Annotated in this window: 15 protein-coding genes and 1 riboswitch; of the genes, 12 read left to right on the top strand and 3 right to left on the bottom strand. The window is 36.7% G+C overall.

Annotated elements, in window-relative coordinates:
• Nucleotides 1-220: 220 nt before the first annotated feature.
• Nucleotides 221-985 (bottom strand): ABC transporter permease, encoded by a 765-nt coding sequence (locus tag MHB75_RS10725; protein WP_340997640.1) that lies wholly within the window; start codon nucleotides 983-985, stop codon nucleotides 221-223.
• On the bottom strand, nucleotides 982-1,713 hold the full coding sequence (locus tag MHB75_RS10720) for an ABC transporter ATP-binding protein (protein WP_141274083.1): 732 nt from the start codon (nucleotides 1,711-1,713) through the stop codon (nucleotides 982-984). Before MHB75_RS10720 ends, MHB75_RS10725 begins: the two co-directional genes overlap by 4 nt.
• A 76-nt stretch (nucleotides 1,714-1,789) precedes the next feature.
• On the opposite strand from MHB75_RS10720, the gene MHB75_RS10715 reads away from it, so the two are divergent.
• Both MHB75_RS10715 and MHB75_RS10710 read left to right on the top strand, forming a co-directional pair.
• Nucleotides 1,790-2,347 carry a helix-turn-helix domain-containing protein gene (locus MHB75_RS10715; RefSeq protein WP_141274082.1) on the top strand — a complete coding sequence of 186 codons (558 nt, stop codon included), beginning with the start codon at nucleotides 1,790-1,792 and terminating at the stop codon, nucleotides 2,345-2,347.
• Nucleotides 2,348-2,357: 10 nt separating this feature from the next.
• Nucleotides 2,358-2,825 carry a methylated-DNA--[protein]-cysteine S-methyltransferase gene (locus MHB75_RS10710; RefSeq protein WP_340997637.1) on the top strand — a complete coding sequence of 156 codons (468 nt, stop codon included), beginning with the start codon at nucleotides 2,358-2,360 and terminating at the stop codon, nucleotides 2,823-2,825.
• Between the two features lie 53 nt (nucleotides 2,826-2,878).
• On the opposite strand, the gene MHB75_RS10705 is transcribed toward MHB75_RS10710, so the two are convergent.
• The gene (locus tag MHB75_RS10705; protein ID WP_141274080.1) at nucleotides 2,879-3,442 is read right to left on the bottom strand and encodes a phosphoribosyltransferase family protein; all 564 of its coding nucleotides are present in this window, start codon (nucleotides 3,440-3,442) and stop codon (nucleotides 2,879-2,881) included.
• A 362-nt stretch (nucleotides 3,443-3,804) separates the two neighbouring features.
• Between MHB75_RS10705 and MHB75_RS10700 the strand changes: the two genes are divergently transcribed.
• From MHB75_RS10700 to MHB75_RS10655, 10 genes are all read left to right on the top strand, one after another.
• The gene (locus MHB75_RS10700; protein WP_141274079.1) at nucleotides 3,805-5,292 is read left to right on the top strand and encodes a nicotinate phosphoribosyltransferase; all 1,488 of its coding nucleotides are present in this window, start codon (nucleotides 3,805-3,807) and stop codon (nucleotides 5,290-5,292) included.
• On the top strand, nucleotides 5,289-6,113 hold the full coding sequence (gene nadE / locus MHB75_RS10695) for an ammonia-dependent NAD(+) synthetase (protein WP_340997635.1): 825 nt from the start codon (nucleotides 5,289-5,291) through the stop codon (nucleotides 6,111-6,113). Before MHB75_RS10700 ends, nadE begins: the two co-directional genes overlap by 4 nt.
• A gap of 184 nt (nucleotides 6,114-6,297) precedes the next feature.
• Nucleotides 6,298-6,936 (top strand): nitrous oxide reductase accessory protein NosL, encoded by a 639-nt coding sequence (locus MHB75_RS10690; RefSeq protein WP_340997632.1) that lies wholly within the window; start codon nucleotides 6,298-6,300, stop codon nucleotides 6,934-6,936.
• Between the two features lie 68 nt (nucleotides 6,937-7,004).
• The gene (locus tag MHB75_RS10685) at nucleotides 7,005-8,282 is read left to right on the top strand and encodes a right-handed parallel beta-helix repeat-containing protein (RefSeq protein ID WP_340997631.1); all 1,278 of its coding nucleotides are present in this window, start codon (nucleotides 7,005-7,007) and stop codon (nucleotides 8,280-8,282) included.
• On the top strand, nucleotides 8,279-8,728 hold the full coding sequence (locus MHB75_RS10680) for a nitrous oxide reductase accessory protein NosL (protein WP_141274075.1): 450 nt from the start codon (nucleotides 8,279-8,281) through the stop codon (nucleotides 8,726-8,728). The genes MHB75_RS10685 and MHB75_RS10680 overlap by 4 nt, the downstream gene beginning before the upstream one ends.
• A gap of 6 nt (nucleotides 8,729-8,734) precedes the next feature.
• Nucleotides 8,735-9,544: an ABC transporter permease gene (locus tag MHB75_RS10675; RefSeq protein ID WP_068450679.1), complete on the top strand. Its 810-nt coding sequence runs from the start codon at nucleotides 8,735-8,737 to the stop codon at nucleotides 9,542-9,544.
• Nucleotides 9,541-10,242 (top strand): ABC transporter ATP-binding protein, encoded by a 702-nt coding sequence (locus MHB75_RS10670; RefSeq protein WP_068450681.1) that lies wholly within the window; start codon nucleotides 9,541-9,543, stop codon nucleotides 10,240-10,242. Before MHB75_RS10675 ends, MHB75_RS10670 begins: the two co-directional genes overlap by 4 nt.
• Before the next feature lie 188 nt (nucleotides 10,243-10,430).
• On the top strand, nucleotides 10,431-11,381 hold the full coding sequence (locus tag MHB75_RS10665) for an AAA family ATPase (RefSeq protein ID WP_340997627.1): 951 nt from the start codon (nucleotides 10,431-10,433) through the stop codon (nucleotides 11,379-11,381).
• Complete coding sequence (locus MHB75_RS10660) at nucleotides 11,378-12,595, top strand: DUF58 domain-containing protein (protein WP_082701341.1); 1,218 nt, start codon at nucleotides 11,378-11,380, stop codon at nucleotides 12,593-12,595. The genes MHB75_RS10665 and MHB75_RS10660 overlap by 4 nt, the downstream gene beginning before the upstream one ends.
• The gene (locus MHB75_RS10655; RefSeq protein WP_340997620.1) at nucleotides 12,585-14,789 is read left to right on the top strand and encodes a DUF4129 domain-containing transglutaminase family protein; all 2,205 of its coding nucleotides are present in this window, start codon (nucleotides 12,585-12,587) and stop codon (nucleotides 14,787-14,789) included. The genes MHB75_RS10660 and MHB75_RS10655 overlap by 11 nt, the downstream gene beginning before the upstream one ends.
• A gap of 34 nt (nucleotides 14,790-14,823) precedes the next feature.
• Nucleotides 14,824-14,925: riboswitch (purine riboswitch) on the top strand.
• Nucleotides 14,926-15,040 lie beyond the last annotated feature (115 nt).

The raw sequence follows: 15,040 nt of genomic DNA, 5'->3' as shown, positions 1-15,040 counted from the left end.
GGCATAAAAATTGAGAACGAATTCTATCCATTATAAGATAGACTTGTAGCTGAAAACTAATGATTTTAAACCTTTTTGGACTATTTTGTTACAGAATTTACACTGTTTTATGACAAACGAGTTGCAATTGAGTCTCAAAATCTGTAACTTGTTACTAGGTACAAAATTAATATTATGACAAAAAAGTCGTCTTCTCACATGGAATGGGAAGACGATTTTTTCATTCACCAGAAAATTTCTCATGAATCATTTGCATTTGTTTATTGAACAGTGTTGGATACGATAAAAATCCTAAAATAACACTTGATAAGGCAGCTGTAGATAGCAGCATGAAAAGAACGAGTAACTGGAATTGCACCGCTTGAACAGGGTCAGCTCCTGCAATAATTTGACCACTCATCATACCAGGGAGTTGAACCAATCCGATTGTTTTTTGGCTTTCAATCGTTGGAATCATACTCGCTTTAATCGAAGAGATCAACTGTCTATGAATCGCTTGTTTTGGTGTACCACCTAATGACAAGATTAATTCAATTTGGTCTTCATAGGCTTCAATTTCAGAAGAGAAGCGATTTAAAAATAGAATAGAGAGAACCATCGCATTTCCAATTGCCATACCACTTAGAGGAATCATATATTGAGGTATAGCTGGTACTACGTTTAGACCAATTAAAATAGACATTGTAATCACTTCAACTGTTAAAAATGTGACGACAAGTTTCCACGTAATCCCATCAATATGTGAGCCTTTTTTTCGCGCATTTAATGTAGCGGCTAAAACCATTAAACCAATCATCAGTCCTGTATAAAGATAACCATCACTTGTAAAAACAAATTTTAGAATATACCCGACAATGAGTAATTGAACAATCGAACGAATCGTTGCGATGATTGTGTCTTTTTCTAATTGTAAATGTAGTGTTTTTGAAAGAATTAAAGGAATTAAAACGAATAATAAAGTAATCGCAAGTGCTGTATAACTCATGCATCTACCCCCTCAATAAATTGTTTAATTCGCTCATTCTTCGGTGACTTTAGAATGGAACTCTCGCCTGCTTCAATCAATTGGCCATCCATCAATACCCATACATAATCCCCTAAATGAATCGCTTGCTCTAAATTATGTGTAATCCAAATAATCGTTACATGGTATTTTTTATTAATTTTTTGAATAAGCTCCTCAACTTCACGTACAGAAATACGATCGAGTGCGGAAGTAATCTCGTCTAATAATAAAATTTTATTGCGATTGACGAGTGTACGTGCAATGGATACACGCTGTTTTTGTCCGCCAGATAAGTCCAATGCATCCTTTTTAAGAAACGTTTCGTCTAGTCCGACGTCCTGTAAGATAGAGATTGCATCTTCTCGTGATAATTGTTGGTTTTGAAGTGTACGTGGAAGATTCAAGTTATCATAGACCGTTCCTTTAATCATAGGAGCAGATTGAAGGGCAATTCCGACTTCTCTGCGTAAATCAACAGGGTTATAATCCTGTGCATTTTTATTATAGATTTGAATCTCTCCGCTTGTTGGGGAGATGAGACGATTACACATCTTGAGTAAAGTTGTTTTACCAGCACCAGAAGGACCAACAAATGTGGTGATTTTCCCATCTGGAATAGATCCTGTAATGCCATTTAAAATCGTTTGTCCATCAATTGTTAGATGAATATCTTGAAAATGTATAGAAGGTTGATAAATTGAATTCAAAAAACCACTCCTTTAAAATCAGTTCGATAAAATAGATGTTTAATTAGAAAGAAAAAAGAAATTAGGTGATGATTATATGTTAGGACGTACGCCAACAGAATTTGAATGGCAAGCAATTCAAATGAGAACTTCAAGTGTAGACCGTGAATTTGTTTACGCAATTACGACAACAAAGACTTTTTGTAAGCCGTCATGTCCATCTTGTAAGCCCGATGTAGAACATGTACGCATCTATAAAAATAGTGACTTAGCAATGGAATCAGGTTATTATCCATGTAAACGTTGTAAACCAGGTGGCTTAAAACTGAGCAATCAAGACTGGACGAATCAGATGAATGCTTATATGGATCAATATTATCAAGAGCATATTACATTACGTGTATTAGCAGATGAATTTCATAGTAGCCCCTATCATTTACAACGTATATATAAAAGTGTAAAGGGTTATACACCAACAGAGTACTTACAAAAAGTACGCATTCAGCGTGCAGTGGAGTTATTAAAACACACGTATTTATCAGTTGAAGAAATTGGACATCAAGTGGGGTTACATAACACGTCTTATTTTATAACATTATTTAAAAATTTGGTTGGTACAACACCTAAACAATATAAAAAAACGTTAGAAAGTTGAGTGTGATGTTATGTACTATACGGAATGGCAAGCGCTAGAAACGAAATTTTATGTTGCTTGTACAGAAGAAGGGCTGTCTTTTGTAACGAATGATTGGGATGAATTGAATGAATACGCAGATCATCTGATTCGAGATGATTTGAAGTTAGCACCATTCATAAATCATTTTGAAGCATATGCAAAAGATCAAGCATTCAAATTGGATCAGATAACAATTGATTTACAGGGAACAGATTTTCAAAAAAAAGTTTGGCAAGAGCTCGTAAACATTCCGTATGGGGAGACTCGTTATTATGCACAAATAGCAGAAGCGATTGGTAAGCCAACTGCGACACGTGCTGTAGCATCTGCAATTGGAAAAAATCCGTTACTCATTGTCATTCCATGTCATCGTGTTATTGGAAAGAATGGTAAATTAACAGGATTTCGTAGCGGTTTACCACTGAAAGAGCGTTTACTACAACATGAAAAAATTTAAATATAATGGTGAAGGAGGACAGATGATTATAAAATTATTCTGTCCTCCTTTTATTATGTATGTGATAGATTTGGTATGTGATTAGTGAAAAGTGGTAGCTTGTCTAAATAGATCACATCGCAACGACCACTGGAGTCGCCTTCTACTAAGATACAGGCTTTTGCAACAATTTCACCGCCAGATTTTTGTACAAGAGCTTCTAATGCTTCAAGAGAAGAACCTGAGCTAATAACATCATCAACAATGGCAACACGTTTATAATTTAAAAAAGCAGCATCCTCATAGCCAATTGCTAAAATCTGAGGTGTCGACGTTGTCATCGAGTTTACTTCATGAATTATGGGTTGGTTCATATAACTTTTTATTTGTTTGCGTGCGACAACATAGCGTGGTAATTGTAACTTCTTTGATAGTTCATAAACAAGTGGTATACCTTTTGCTTCTGCTGTGATGAGCACATCAACATGCGGTAGTTTTTCAGCCAGTTTTTGTGCAGCTACTTCAACAAGTTCTACATCCCCAAGTAAATCAAAACTTGCAATTGATAAGTTTTCTTCGATTTGAACGATGGGTAAATGACGTGTAAATCCAGCAATTTGAACCGTATAGGTCTTCATGTGAACTTTTTCCTCTCCTCTTTTAAATTCCAAACATAACTTCAAAAAGCATATGTAAGGAATAGGAAAATATGGTGCCTATTTAGTTTAATCGCTATAGTCGAATACTTCAAATGATTTTTGTAAGTGGTTTACTTTTTACATGGTATAATAGCACTTACAAAATGTGTATGTGTCAAAGTTATGACAAGATAGACGACTTACCTCTTATTTTTTGCTATGATAATAGACATACATATTTATTTTAGCGTTGAAATATATGAGAGATGACTTGAAATGGAGCCATTCGGGTAATATACGGAGTAATTCGCTAAATGAAGTATTAAATGACTAAATGAAACAGGGGAAGAAGGAGTGTAAAGATGAAAGCAACTTATCCTGACGACAGCTTAGCGTTACACACAGACTTATATCAAATTAATATGGCAGAATCTTATTGGGCGGATGGGATTCATAATCGAAAATCAGTGTTTGAACTTTATTTTAGAAAACTTCCGTTTGGCAATGGATACGCTATATTTGCCGGTTTGGAACGCATGCTTGAGTATTTACGAGATTTTAAATTCAGTGAATCTGATATTGCCTATTTACGTGATGAAGTAGGTTATCAAGAAGATTTTATTGAGTATTTGAAAGATCTACGTTTTACAGGTGATGTTTATTCAATGGTAGAAGGTGAGATTGTCTTTGGCAATGAACCGATTGTACGCATTGAAGCGCCTCTTGTAGAAGCGCAATTAATCGAAACAGCTCTCTTAAATATTGTGAACTACCAAACATTAATCGCAACAAAAGCAAGTCGTATTAAACATGTAGCAGAAAATGAGATTGTAATGGAGTTTGGTACACGTCGCGCGCAAGAGATGGATGCAGCGATTTGGGGTACACGTGCTGCCATTATTGGTGGATTTGAATCCACAAGTAATGTGCGCGCAGGAAAATTATTTGACCTCCCTGTCGCTGGAACACATGCACATTCACTTGTTCAATCTTACCGCAGTGATTATGAAGCGTTCCATGCATACGCACGTCGTCACCGAGACTGCGTATTCTTAGTTGATACATTCGATACATTAAAATCCGGTGTTCCTTCAGCGATTCAAGTTGCAAAAGAATTAGGTGACAAAATTAACTTTATCGGTATTCGTTTAGATAGCGGTGATATCGCTTTTCTATCAAAAGCTGCTCGAAAAATGTTAGACGAAGCAGGATTCAAAGACGCAAAAATCGTTGTTTCAAATGATTTAGATGAATACACGATGTTGAACTTAAAAGCACAAGATGCAAAAGTGGATATGTGGGGAATCGGTACAAAGATTATTACAGCCTATGACCAACCAGCATTAGGTGCAGTCTATAAAATTGTATCAATTGAGGATGAACATGGTGAGATGGTCGATACAATTAAGATTTCAGCAAACGCAGAAAAAGTGACGACACCAGGACGCAAAAAGCTATACCGTATTATCGATCGTGAAAATGGTAAGGCTGAGGGGGATTACATTACGATGTATGATGAAGACCCACAATCAGAAGAAAAAATTAAGATGTTCCATCCTGTTCATACATTCATCTCAAAATTTGTCACAAACTTTGAAGCGAAGAACTTACACACAAAAGTGATTGAGCAAGGTGAAGTCATCTACACAAATCCAACAGTGTATGAGATGAAGCAATATGCAAAAGACAACTTACAATTACTATGGGATGAATATAAGCGTTCACTAAATCCAGAAGAATATCCTGTTGATTTAAGCCAAAAATGTTGGGATAATAAAATGCGTAATATCGCAGAAGTACAAGAAATGATTAAGGTGGTAAATGATCGAATTGGAGGATTTGAAAAATGACACTTCAACAACAGATTATAAAAGAATTACATGTGCAACCAACGATTAATGTACATGAAGAAATTCGTCGTACAATTGATTTTTTAAAGGAATATGCACATAAGCACTCATTCTTAAAAGGCTTCGTATTAGGTATTTCAGGTGGACAAGATTCAACATTGGCAGGCAAACTAACACAAATGGCTGTAGATGAATTGAATGATGAAGTAGGTGAACAGCGCTATGCGTTTTATGCAGTACGCCTCCCTTACGGTGTACAAGCAGATGAATCAGATTGTAATGATGCGCTTGCTTTTATGAATCCAACACAGGTTTATACAGTGAATATAAAACCAGCAGTAGATGCAGGTGTTCAAGCTTTAGCAGACGCAGGTATTACAATATCTGACTTTATCAAAGGAAATGACAAAGCACGTGAACGTATGAAAGTCCAGTTTGCGCTTGCGGCTGCGAAACAAGCGGTTGTCATTGGCACAGACCATGCGGCAGAGGCCGTAACAGGTTTCTATACAAAGTACGGTGACGGTGGTGCAGATTTAACACCTTTATGGCGTTTGAATAAGCGTCAAGGTCGCGCAATGTTAGCGGAACTCGGATGTCCAAAACACCTATATGAAAAAACACCAACTGCCGATCTTGAGGAAAATCGTCCTTCTCTGCCAGATGAGGTAGCACTTGGCATCACATATGATGAAATTGATGATTACTTGGAAGGTAAGGAAATTCCAAAAGCAGCACAAGAAACACTTGAAAAGCATTATTTACGCTCCCAACATAAACGTCATCTACCAATTACCGTGTACGATGATTTTTGGAAATAGTATGTTCGTATATAATGGAAGAGACCGTACAAAATAAGTACGGTTCTTTTTTTTATGTGAAAAGTTTCGATGATTTTTGTCTAATAGATTTCATTTTTGACGAAAAAAAGTCACATTAACTTTCATCTTATTTCACAATTGACCGTTAGAGTATAAAGTGAATGAAAAAAGGAGTGGAAAATATATGAAATATCGTTTAGGAATTAGTGCATTAATTGCTATGTCATTATTAACAGCTTGCGGAAATACAGAAGATGAAGCAAAGAAAGAGGAATCACCAAAGACAACGGCTTCAACAACACAAACTGAAAATCAAACAAAAGATTCAAATGGTACAACTGTAGTGGATGGCGTCACATTAAAAGAGCCAGCAAAAGATGAAGTATGTGCATTCTGTAATATGACGGTGTATCAAAAGTCTGATGAAATGGGCGCATTTACAGCTCAAGCTGTCGACAAAGACGGAAAGAATTTATTCTTTGATGATGCAGGTTGTATGTTAAACTATGAAAGAAAGCACGACGTAACACTTGATAAATATGTGAGAAACTACGATGATAAGAGTTGGATGAAACTTGATGATGCAGTTGTTGTCAAAGGCGACATTAAAACACCAATGCATTATGGTTTTGCTTACTTCAAAGACGATGCAAGTGCAAAAGCTTTCACAGACAAACATAAAGGTGCAAAAATCGTAAAAGTAAGTGACATTGATGATGTAGCACACGAAAAGTACAAAGCAGCAAATGGTGGCGGTCACCACGGTGATAGCAAAGAAGGCCATAAAGACAGCGAAGAACATTCAGATAACAGCGGTCATTAAGTAAATAATACATGGAGTGGAGTTGTCCTTTTGGGCAATTCCCCTTTGTAGTTAATGGAGGCACCAATATGAAATGGCGTTTTTTACTCGTTTTTTTCATTAGCTTAATTGGCTTTTCAGCACAAGCCCATGCTGAATCACTACAAAAACAAATCGACAAAACGCCAAGCGGAGGCACGTTAAAACTATTTGATCGTGTGTACCGAGAACAGGCAACGATTCGTAAGCCGATTACGATTGTCGGTGGTGAAAAAACACTGCTGAAAGCTGGCTATGATAAGACCGTATTAACAATCGAAAATACAAAAGATGTCACCCTTAAAAATTTGAACTTTTCACGTTCTCAGTCTGCCATAGATGTGAAGAAATCTTCACAAATACATATTGAGAACCTGAAGATGGTCTATATGTTCAGCGGTGTAAACATTCGAAACTCATCGGATGTCCACGTAAAAAACTTTAAGATGCGTGGTATTGATGGACAGTATGCAGATAAGGGGACAGGGATTGCGGCATATGATAGTAAGCGCATTAATATCTCCGATAGTGACATTACAGAAGTGCTAGATGCTTATTATTTAGAACGTGTAACAGGATCACGAATCATTAATAATATTGCTACATTTAGTCGTTATGGTCTTCACTATATGTACGGAAAAGATATTTATGCAACAGGAAATACACTTGAAAATAATGTGACAGGAATTATGCTCATGATTGCGAAAAATGCATTATTAGAAAAGAACAAAATCCAATATCAAAGTGATTGGAATAGTTCAGGTTTTACACTGTATAATGCAGAGAATATCGTGACGAAAAATAATGAATTAATCGGGAATCGAACAGCGATTTCAAGTCAAAATATGAAAAAATCAACGATTCTTGATAATACATTTTTAACGAATCAAACAGCAGTTGAATTCACAGGGTCTTATAAAGAGAACAAAGTAGAGCATAATGATTTCCTGGGGAATATCGTGAACATTCGTTCAGATGGTACAGCGAGTAATATTGTCGGAAACTACTATGATGATTATTCTGGTTTTGACGTAGAAGATGATGGTATTGGCGACTCCAAATATGTAGCACTTCAAAGTTTCGGGCAGTGGATGGTACGCGAACCTGCTTACCAATACTACATTGAATCACCAAGTGTTGTACTACTGAATCAGATGGACCAACAAACAAATAAGACAGAAACAAGTCAATTAGTGGATGAAAAACCACGTATGAAATCCATTACAGAATTTGAAACAGATCGCCCAATGAAAATGTGGCTCATTATTTTAGGTGGTATTTTATTTATTGGTAGTCTTTATGGCTGGAGAAGGAGTGTTAAAATATGAAGAAAAAATGGTTAAGCGCACTTTTAGCAACAAGTCTCTTATTAACTGCTTGTGGTAATAAAGAATATGAAGCAAAAGAAATTAATAAACAAACAGACATTTGCAAAATCTGTAACATGAGTTTAGCGAATGAAAAATACGCTGGACAAATCGCTTTGAAAAATGGCGATTATGAAATGTTCGATGATCTCGGTTGTTTAATGGATTACTATAAAACAATGAACAAAGATGATATTGGTGAAGCATTCATTAAAGATAATGACAGTGACGAATGGTTAGACGTTGAAAAATCAACATTCGTTTACGATAAAAAAGTACCAACACCAATGAGTTATGGTGTCATTGCATTCAAAGATGAAGCAGCAGCAAAAAAATATGTTGAAAAGAATGGCTCTGGAAAAGTAATGAGCTTTGACGAACTAAAAAGCTTTAATTGGGGAGCGTAATCCATCATGAACCAACTTTTTATTAAACTAGAATGGAAGCAGATGCTCCGCAGTCGCTGGATGCAACTTGTCGGTGTTCTGTTCATTCTAGTCTTTGCAGCAATTGCATTGATTCAACAACTCGCATTACCTGTAGATGGTTTTACGAGACAAACAGCAAGCTTTTTAAACCTATTACTTTTCTTACTACCACTATTCATCTTAACAATCGGTAGTATGAGCGTGGCGAGTGATGTGGAATCAGGTTGGTACTCACTACTTAAAACATATCCGTTATCACTTGGAAGTTACATTTTCGGTAAATATATCTCAATTGTTTTATCGTTCTTCTTAATTTTAATCCTATCGTTTGCAGTCGTATTAATTATGAGTGGTATTGCAGGTTCTGTGCAATTACCTTTAGTCTTCGTTACATTATCAATCCTACTCGTCTTAATTTTTGCAGCAATTGCCGTACTATGCGGTGTTATTGCGAAAAACCGATTACACGCACTATCTCTCTCACTCGTTGTCTGGGCAGCTGCACTGCTATTAATTTCATATTTATTAATGGCAATCGGTACATTCGTATCAGGTAAATTAACGTTAACATTAACGATTATTATGATGCATTTAAACCCTGCAGAATGGATTCGCTTCGGTTATTTCCTATTCTCTGGACAAACAACTGCTTTAGGACCTGCCTTCTTTGACTTTACAGAATTCTATAATTCTGTTTTTGGTTATCTAATCTATATGGTTGTTTGTGTTGCTTGGATTTTAGGTCCCCTACTGTTTGCACAGTGGATTCTATCTAGAAAGGGGAAAGCAGAATGATTGTAAAAGGTATTGATGTCAAAAAAGTCTATTCCTCTAATAATGGTTTACATGGCATTAACTTTGAATTAAATAGCGGAAGAATTATTGCTTTAGCAGGTGGTAATGGTGCGGGTAAAAGTACGCTAATTCGTTTATTAATCGGTCAAGAAGATTTAGAATCAGGTGAATTACAATGGGAAGATGGCGTATCGATTAAGTACATGCCAGATGACGTAAACTTCCCACAAACGTTAACAGCGTATGAAATTCTACAACTACTTGCGCATCTGAAAAAATTACCAAAGTCTGATGTAGAACAAGTATTAAAGCGTGTTGGTCTATGGGAATTTAGAAAACAGCATGTGCGTCAATTTTCTAAAGGGATGCGCCAACGCCTGAACTTAGCACAAAGTTTACTAGGTGATGAAAAATTACTCATCTTAGATGAACCAACGAACGGACTGGATCTATTATGGATTGCAGAGTTAAAACAAATCCTACAAGAACAAAAAGATTTAGGTAAGACAGTTTTATTCTCTACACACTTACTATCATTCGCAGAAGAATTGGCAGACGATGTACTTCTACTACATGATGGTGAAGTGTTAATGAATGGCCCTTTAGAAGAGGTATTAGCTCAAGGTGAAGCTGAACACTTGGAGGAACTTTTCATGCGTAAAATCGGTCTTATTCGTGCGCAAAACAAAAAATACTAAGTTTGTTTCACACAGGATGAATGTTCTAGGTGGAAAGAGGGAAGATGTGACATTTGGAGCGCATCTTCTCTTTTTTATAGAATAAAGAAATCAAAAGTATATTTTAATTCGTTTTCTTGCGCTTAGATTGACGAAAAATGAAAATAACTTCAAAATAGAAGTAATCAGTAATATTAGGAGGAATATGGATGGAAGCACAACATAAATTACAAGCAGTCATTGAAAACATCGAGAAAGTGATGATTGGTAAAAAACATATTGCCGAATTAAGTCTCGTTTCTTTACTAGCCAAAGGGCATGTATTATTAGAGGATGTGCCAGGGGTAGGTAAGACGGTCATGGTTCGTGCTTTAGCGAAATCACTTAGCGCAGAATTTAAGCGTATTCAATTCACGCCTGATTTACTTCCTTCTGATGTTGTCGGTGTTTCGATTTATAACCCAAAAGAGATGGAATTCCACTTCCGTCCGGGGCCGATTATGGGGAATATCGTACTTGCCGATGAAATTAACCGTACATCACCTAAAACACAATCTGCTTTATTAGAAGCGATGGAAGAAGCTTCTGTCACAATTGATGGTGAAACAGTCGATATTGGTCAACCATTCTTCGTCATGGCGACACAGAACCCTGTAGAGTACGAAGGAACGTATCCATTACCAGAAGCACAACTCGATCGTTTCCTATTAAAAATGAAAATGGGTTATCCAACAAAAATAGAGGAGATTGAAGTGTTAAGAAGAGCTGAAGGAACGAGCCCACTTAAGAATTTACAAGCAGTCATTACGATTGAAGAACTGATTGATCTTCAAAAACAAGTGGATGAAGTAGCTGTATCAGACTTATTAAAAGAGTATATTGTATCGATTGCACAAGCGACACGTGAACATACAGCCATCTATTTAGGAGCAAGCCCTCGTGCTTCGATTGCTTTAATGAAAGCTTCACAAGCTTATGCGCTTTTAAAAGGAAGAAACTATGTGACACCAGACGATGTACAATATTTAGCACCATTCGTATTCTCCCATCGTCTTCTTTTAAAACCAGAGATTCGTTATGAAAACTTAACAGCAGAGGATATTGTAGCACGCGTGTTAGCAAGTGTTCCTGTACCTGTTGGAAAGACGGAAGCACGATGAAATCGAGGTTAAGACGAATTACATCGTCTGTCACACGTATGTTACTCGTCCTATTACTTGTGCTAGGCAGTTTATTATTTGCAACGATTCAAGGAGGATTCGTGTTATGGTTTGTGTTCTTTATGGTCATTCCATTTGCACTGTATTCCTTCCTTGTCTTTTTAACGCCAATTGGTCATATGACAGTCGAACGAAAGGTTTTAAATAAGCGTTTTGTAGAAGGTGACGCACTAAAAGTTCAAGTCACATTAAAAAGACAATCATGGCTTCCCATCTTGTTCATTGTTGTACAAGAAATGGAACCAAAAGGCGCCTTTGCTGAACTACAGACACGTGATTTACACAAGTTATTACCGATGGGCTTTAAGCGACAAGTAAGTTGGAGCTATACCGTTCCAAAACTAGCTCGTGGTCGCCATGAATTAGAAGGTATTCAAGTACAAGTAGCCGATGTATTAGGGTGGATTCAAAAGACGAAATACATTGAAGCGAAAAAGACGTTGATTGTCTATCCGAAAGTCGAGAACATGTCCTTCACTAGACGATTCTCACAAGAACAGGGAATGCTAGGTTATACATCACAAAAACAACCGCAGCAGTCGACAATGGTTGCAAGTATTCGAGATTATGCCCCAGGAGATCGTATGACATGGCTTCACTGGTCGAGCTTTGCAAAAACTGGCATGCTCTATACGAAAGAATTTGAATATCAACAATCAGATGATGTATGTGTTGTGTTAGATACATCAAAAGGTGCGAATTTTGAAGGGCAGATTTCGTTTGTTGCTTCACTTATGCAAGCGGCACATCGCCAAAAGGAGCCTGTTTGTTTTTTAGGAGCAGGAGAACACCGCTTCTCATTAGCTGAGTTTCGTTCAGAGAATGATTTGGAGCAATTGATGTATTATTTGGCGACAATTGAACCATCAATTTATGAGCCGAAGAAAATCTATGGACATGATGAATTAGTTCGTAGTTCAAACGCACTCATGCTCGTTACATCACAGTTAGATGTGGATTGGATTGATTTATTAAAGATGAATGCCACGCGCGGTAGTAAACCAATCATCTATGTCGTAAAACCAAATGATAAAACAACATGGAAAGCTGATCCAGTTGTTGAGTATCATGCTGAAAAAGCAGGTATTCAAGTTGTCTATGTAGAACGTGGACGCTTTTCTTTAGTGGGTCAGGAGGGTAGATATGGAGAATAAAGATTTGTTGAAGTGGAGTAAGCTGCTCTTTTTATATGTACTTATTTTCTTTATGTTACGAGAGTGGTTACTACCCGTTATGGAATTGACGAATACAGGTCATTACGATTTATTAATGTTATTTATCGTTATTTGCTTAGTAACAAATATTGCGCACGTACATACAGGTATCTCTGTTGGAATTAAAGGCGCCTATATTATTTGGTTTATGTTATACATACAAAAGCCACAAGACGGACCATTTATCCAGAGTATAACAGAGAGTATGCGTGCGCTTGTTACAGGGAATTGGATAGATATGTCAGATGGATTTAAAACGATGCTCTTCTTAATTTTATTATGGATGACCATTTATTTAATTCACCATTGGTTGACGATTCGACGTTCTATTCTATTTTTCTTCATTTTAACTGTACTTTTTTTAGCACTCATTGATACATTTACAAAATATAATGCGGATGCAAGTATTATACGCACGATGATTTTAGGTTTCTTATTGACGGGCTTATTATTCACAGAGCGACTGATGAGTGAAAATAAAATGAAGCAAACGATTGGGAACTATTTAAAACTACTGGTTCCGTTATTTTTATTGATTGGTGTGAGTGCGGCATTTGCTTATGCAATGCCAAAACAAAAAGCAGCAACAAACTTACCAGAGCCAATTGAAAATTTAGTAAAGTGGACGAATGCTAATATTAATACAGTTGGTAAAATTGGCTATGTTGAAAATGACGACCAACTAGGGGGAGACTTTGAACGCGATAGTACACCAGTCTTTCAATACACTGCAAAAGAACCGCAGTACATGCGTGTAGAATCGAAGTCTTCTTATACAGGACGAGGTTGGAAGAATGCACAGAACGAAATTCTCGTCTCTACATTTGACTATGGTGAAGCGATTAAAACATCAATTCCAGGCGGTAAGAAAAAGAATGAATTAGATATGCGAGTGAAGATGGATAAGAAATATAGCTTCCTTGTACAGCCGTATGGAGTTAAAGAAATCTTACGCAGTAATGAAAAGAACAATCAATTTTATATCGAGATAGATTCAGGTAAGATTCGTGCAACGAAAGGTAAAGATCGTAAAGTCGTTGATTTATTAAGTTATGAATATGTTTATACGAAACCAATCTATAAACAAAAAGAATTAGATGCATCACGCATGCAAATGATTGCAAAAGACACAGGTATTACACCGAAAGAGAAAAAAGAAAATTTACAAGTTCCTGCAACCTTACCAAAACGAGTACGCGACTTAGCAACAGATATTACGAAAGACGAAAAAAGTGTATATGACAAAGCAAACGCAGTGGTCGATTACTTTAAAACATCGGGATATCGCTATTCAAATATAAATGTTGGTTACCCAACAGGTGATGAAGATTATGTTGATCGCTTCTTATTCGATACAAAGGTAGGGTATTGTGATAACTTCTCGACTTCGATGGTCATGATGATGCGCTCAATTGGTGTGCCAACACGCTGGGTGAAAGGATTCTCACCAGGCGATAAAACCGCTTCAACGGAAGTATTAAAGGATGGTATGAGCCAATATAGCGTAACGAACAATAATGCGCACTCTTGGGTAGAGGTCTATATTCCAGAAGTTGGTTGGATGCCATTTGAACCGACAATCGGTTTTGAAGGATTCGATGAACAAGTCGAAGAAGAAACGACACAAAACGAAGCACCTACGAAGAAAGAAGAAAAGAAGCAGGAAGAACAGAAAAAGCAAGAGGAGCAAAAGAAGGAACAACCAAAAAAAGAGCAAGAAATGAAAAAAGAACAACAACCAAAAGAACAAAAAGCAACAACAACGAATACGAATAATTGGTTACCAATCGCATTTGGTATTGGTGTCATAGTACTAGCAATTGTTTTATTCTTTACACGTCATCGCTGGTATGTGAACTTGTTCATCTGGTATTACAATCAGAAAAAACCACCAATTGAACAAGCTTATCGTGTACTACTTCGCCGACTAGCGCGTCATAATCTACTTGTGAGAGAAGACGGTGAAACACTAGCAACATTCGCAAAACGAGTGGATCAACAGCTCCGTACAGAAGATATGTCGAAATTGACAAATTTAATGGAACGACGCTTATATGATCCGAATGCTGATTCGGCTAGATGGGATGAATTTAAAGAATGTTGGAAAAATTTAATTAATGAAACAAGAGGTTGATTTTAAGCTTTACTACAGTTAAACTAAGTGCAAAGTATAATAATTGAATTACCCTCATATATGTTCGATAATATGGTTCGAATGTCTCTACCGAGTTGCCGTAAATAACTTGACTATGAAGGTGGATGAACGGTATATATAGAGGCTTAGTAAATCATCTTTTATGTGAAGTGAGGACGCGTGGAAAATAGTGATATTTTCATACGCGTTCTTTTCGAATCAATTGAGATAAACTACAGCCGTCCTACCGT

Source organism: Kurthia sp. FSL E2-0154 (genome assembly GCF_038003625.1).
Classification (GTDB): domain Bacteria; phylum Bacillota; class Bacilli; order Bacillales_A; family Planococcaceae; genus Kurthia; species Kurthia gibsonii.
This window is presented reverse-complemented; position numbering and strand designations above follow the sequence as displayed.

Bases quoted from the DNA above. Each gene is read 5' to 3' on its own strand.
- MHB75_RS10685 (WP_340997631.1), top strand. From the start codon at position 7,005: ATGAAATGGCGTTTTTTACTCGTTTTTTTCATTAGCTTAATTGGCTTT.
- MHB75_RS10700 (WP_141274079.1), top strand. From the start codon at position 3,805: ATGAAAGCAACTTATCCTGACGACAGCTTAGCGTTACACACAGACTTA.
- MHB75_RS10660 (WP_082701341.1), top strand. From the start codon at position 11,378: ATGAAATCGAGGTTAAGACGAATTACATCGTCTGTCACACGTATGTTA.
- MHB75_RS10725 (WP_340997640.1), bottom strand. From the start codon at position 985: ATGAGTTATACAGCACTTGCGATTACTTTATTATTCGTTTTAATTCCT.
- MHB75_RS10675 (WP_068450679.1), top strand. From the start codon at position 8,735: ATGAACCAACTTTTTATTAAACTAGAATGGAAGCAGATGCTCCGCAGT.
- MHB75_RS10705 (WP_141274080.1), bottom strand. From the start codon at position 3,442: ATGAAGACCTATACGGTTCAAATTGCTGGATTTACACGTCATTTACCC.
- MHB75_RS10715 (WP_141274082.1), top strand. From the start codon at position 1,790: ATGTTAGGACGTACGCCAACAGAATTTGAATGGCAAGCAATTCAAATG.
- MHB75_RS10690 (WP_340997632.1), top strand. From the start codon at position 6,298: ATGAAATATCGTTTAGGAATTAGTGCATTAATTGCTATGTCATTATTA.
- MHB75_RS10670 (WP_068450681.1), top strand. From the start codon at position 9,541: ATGATTGTAAAAGGTATTGATGTCAAAAAAGTCTATTCCTCTAATAAT.
- MHB75_RS10655 (WP_340997620.1), top strand. From the start codon at position 12,585: ATGGAGAATAAAGATTTGTTGAAGTGGAGTAAGCTGCTCTTTTTATAT.
- MHB75_RS10680 (WP_141274075.1), top strand. From the start codon at position 8,279: ATGAAGAAAAAATGGTTAAGCGCACTTTTAGCAACAAGTCTCTTATTA.
- nadE (WP_340997635.1), top strand. From the start codon at position 5,289: ATGACACTTCAACAACAGATTATAAAAGAATTACATGTGCAACCAACG.
- MHB75_RS10665 (WP_340997627.1), top strand. From the start codon at position 10,431: ATGGAAGCACAACATAAATTACAAGCAGTCATTGAAAACATCGAGAAA.
- MHB75_RS10710 (WP_340997637.1), top strand. From the start codon at position 2,358: ATGTACTATACGGAATGGCAAGCGCTAGAAACGAAATTTTATGTTGCT.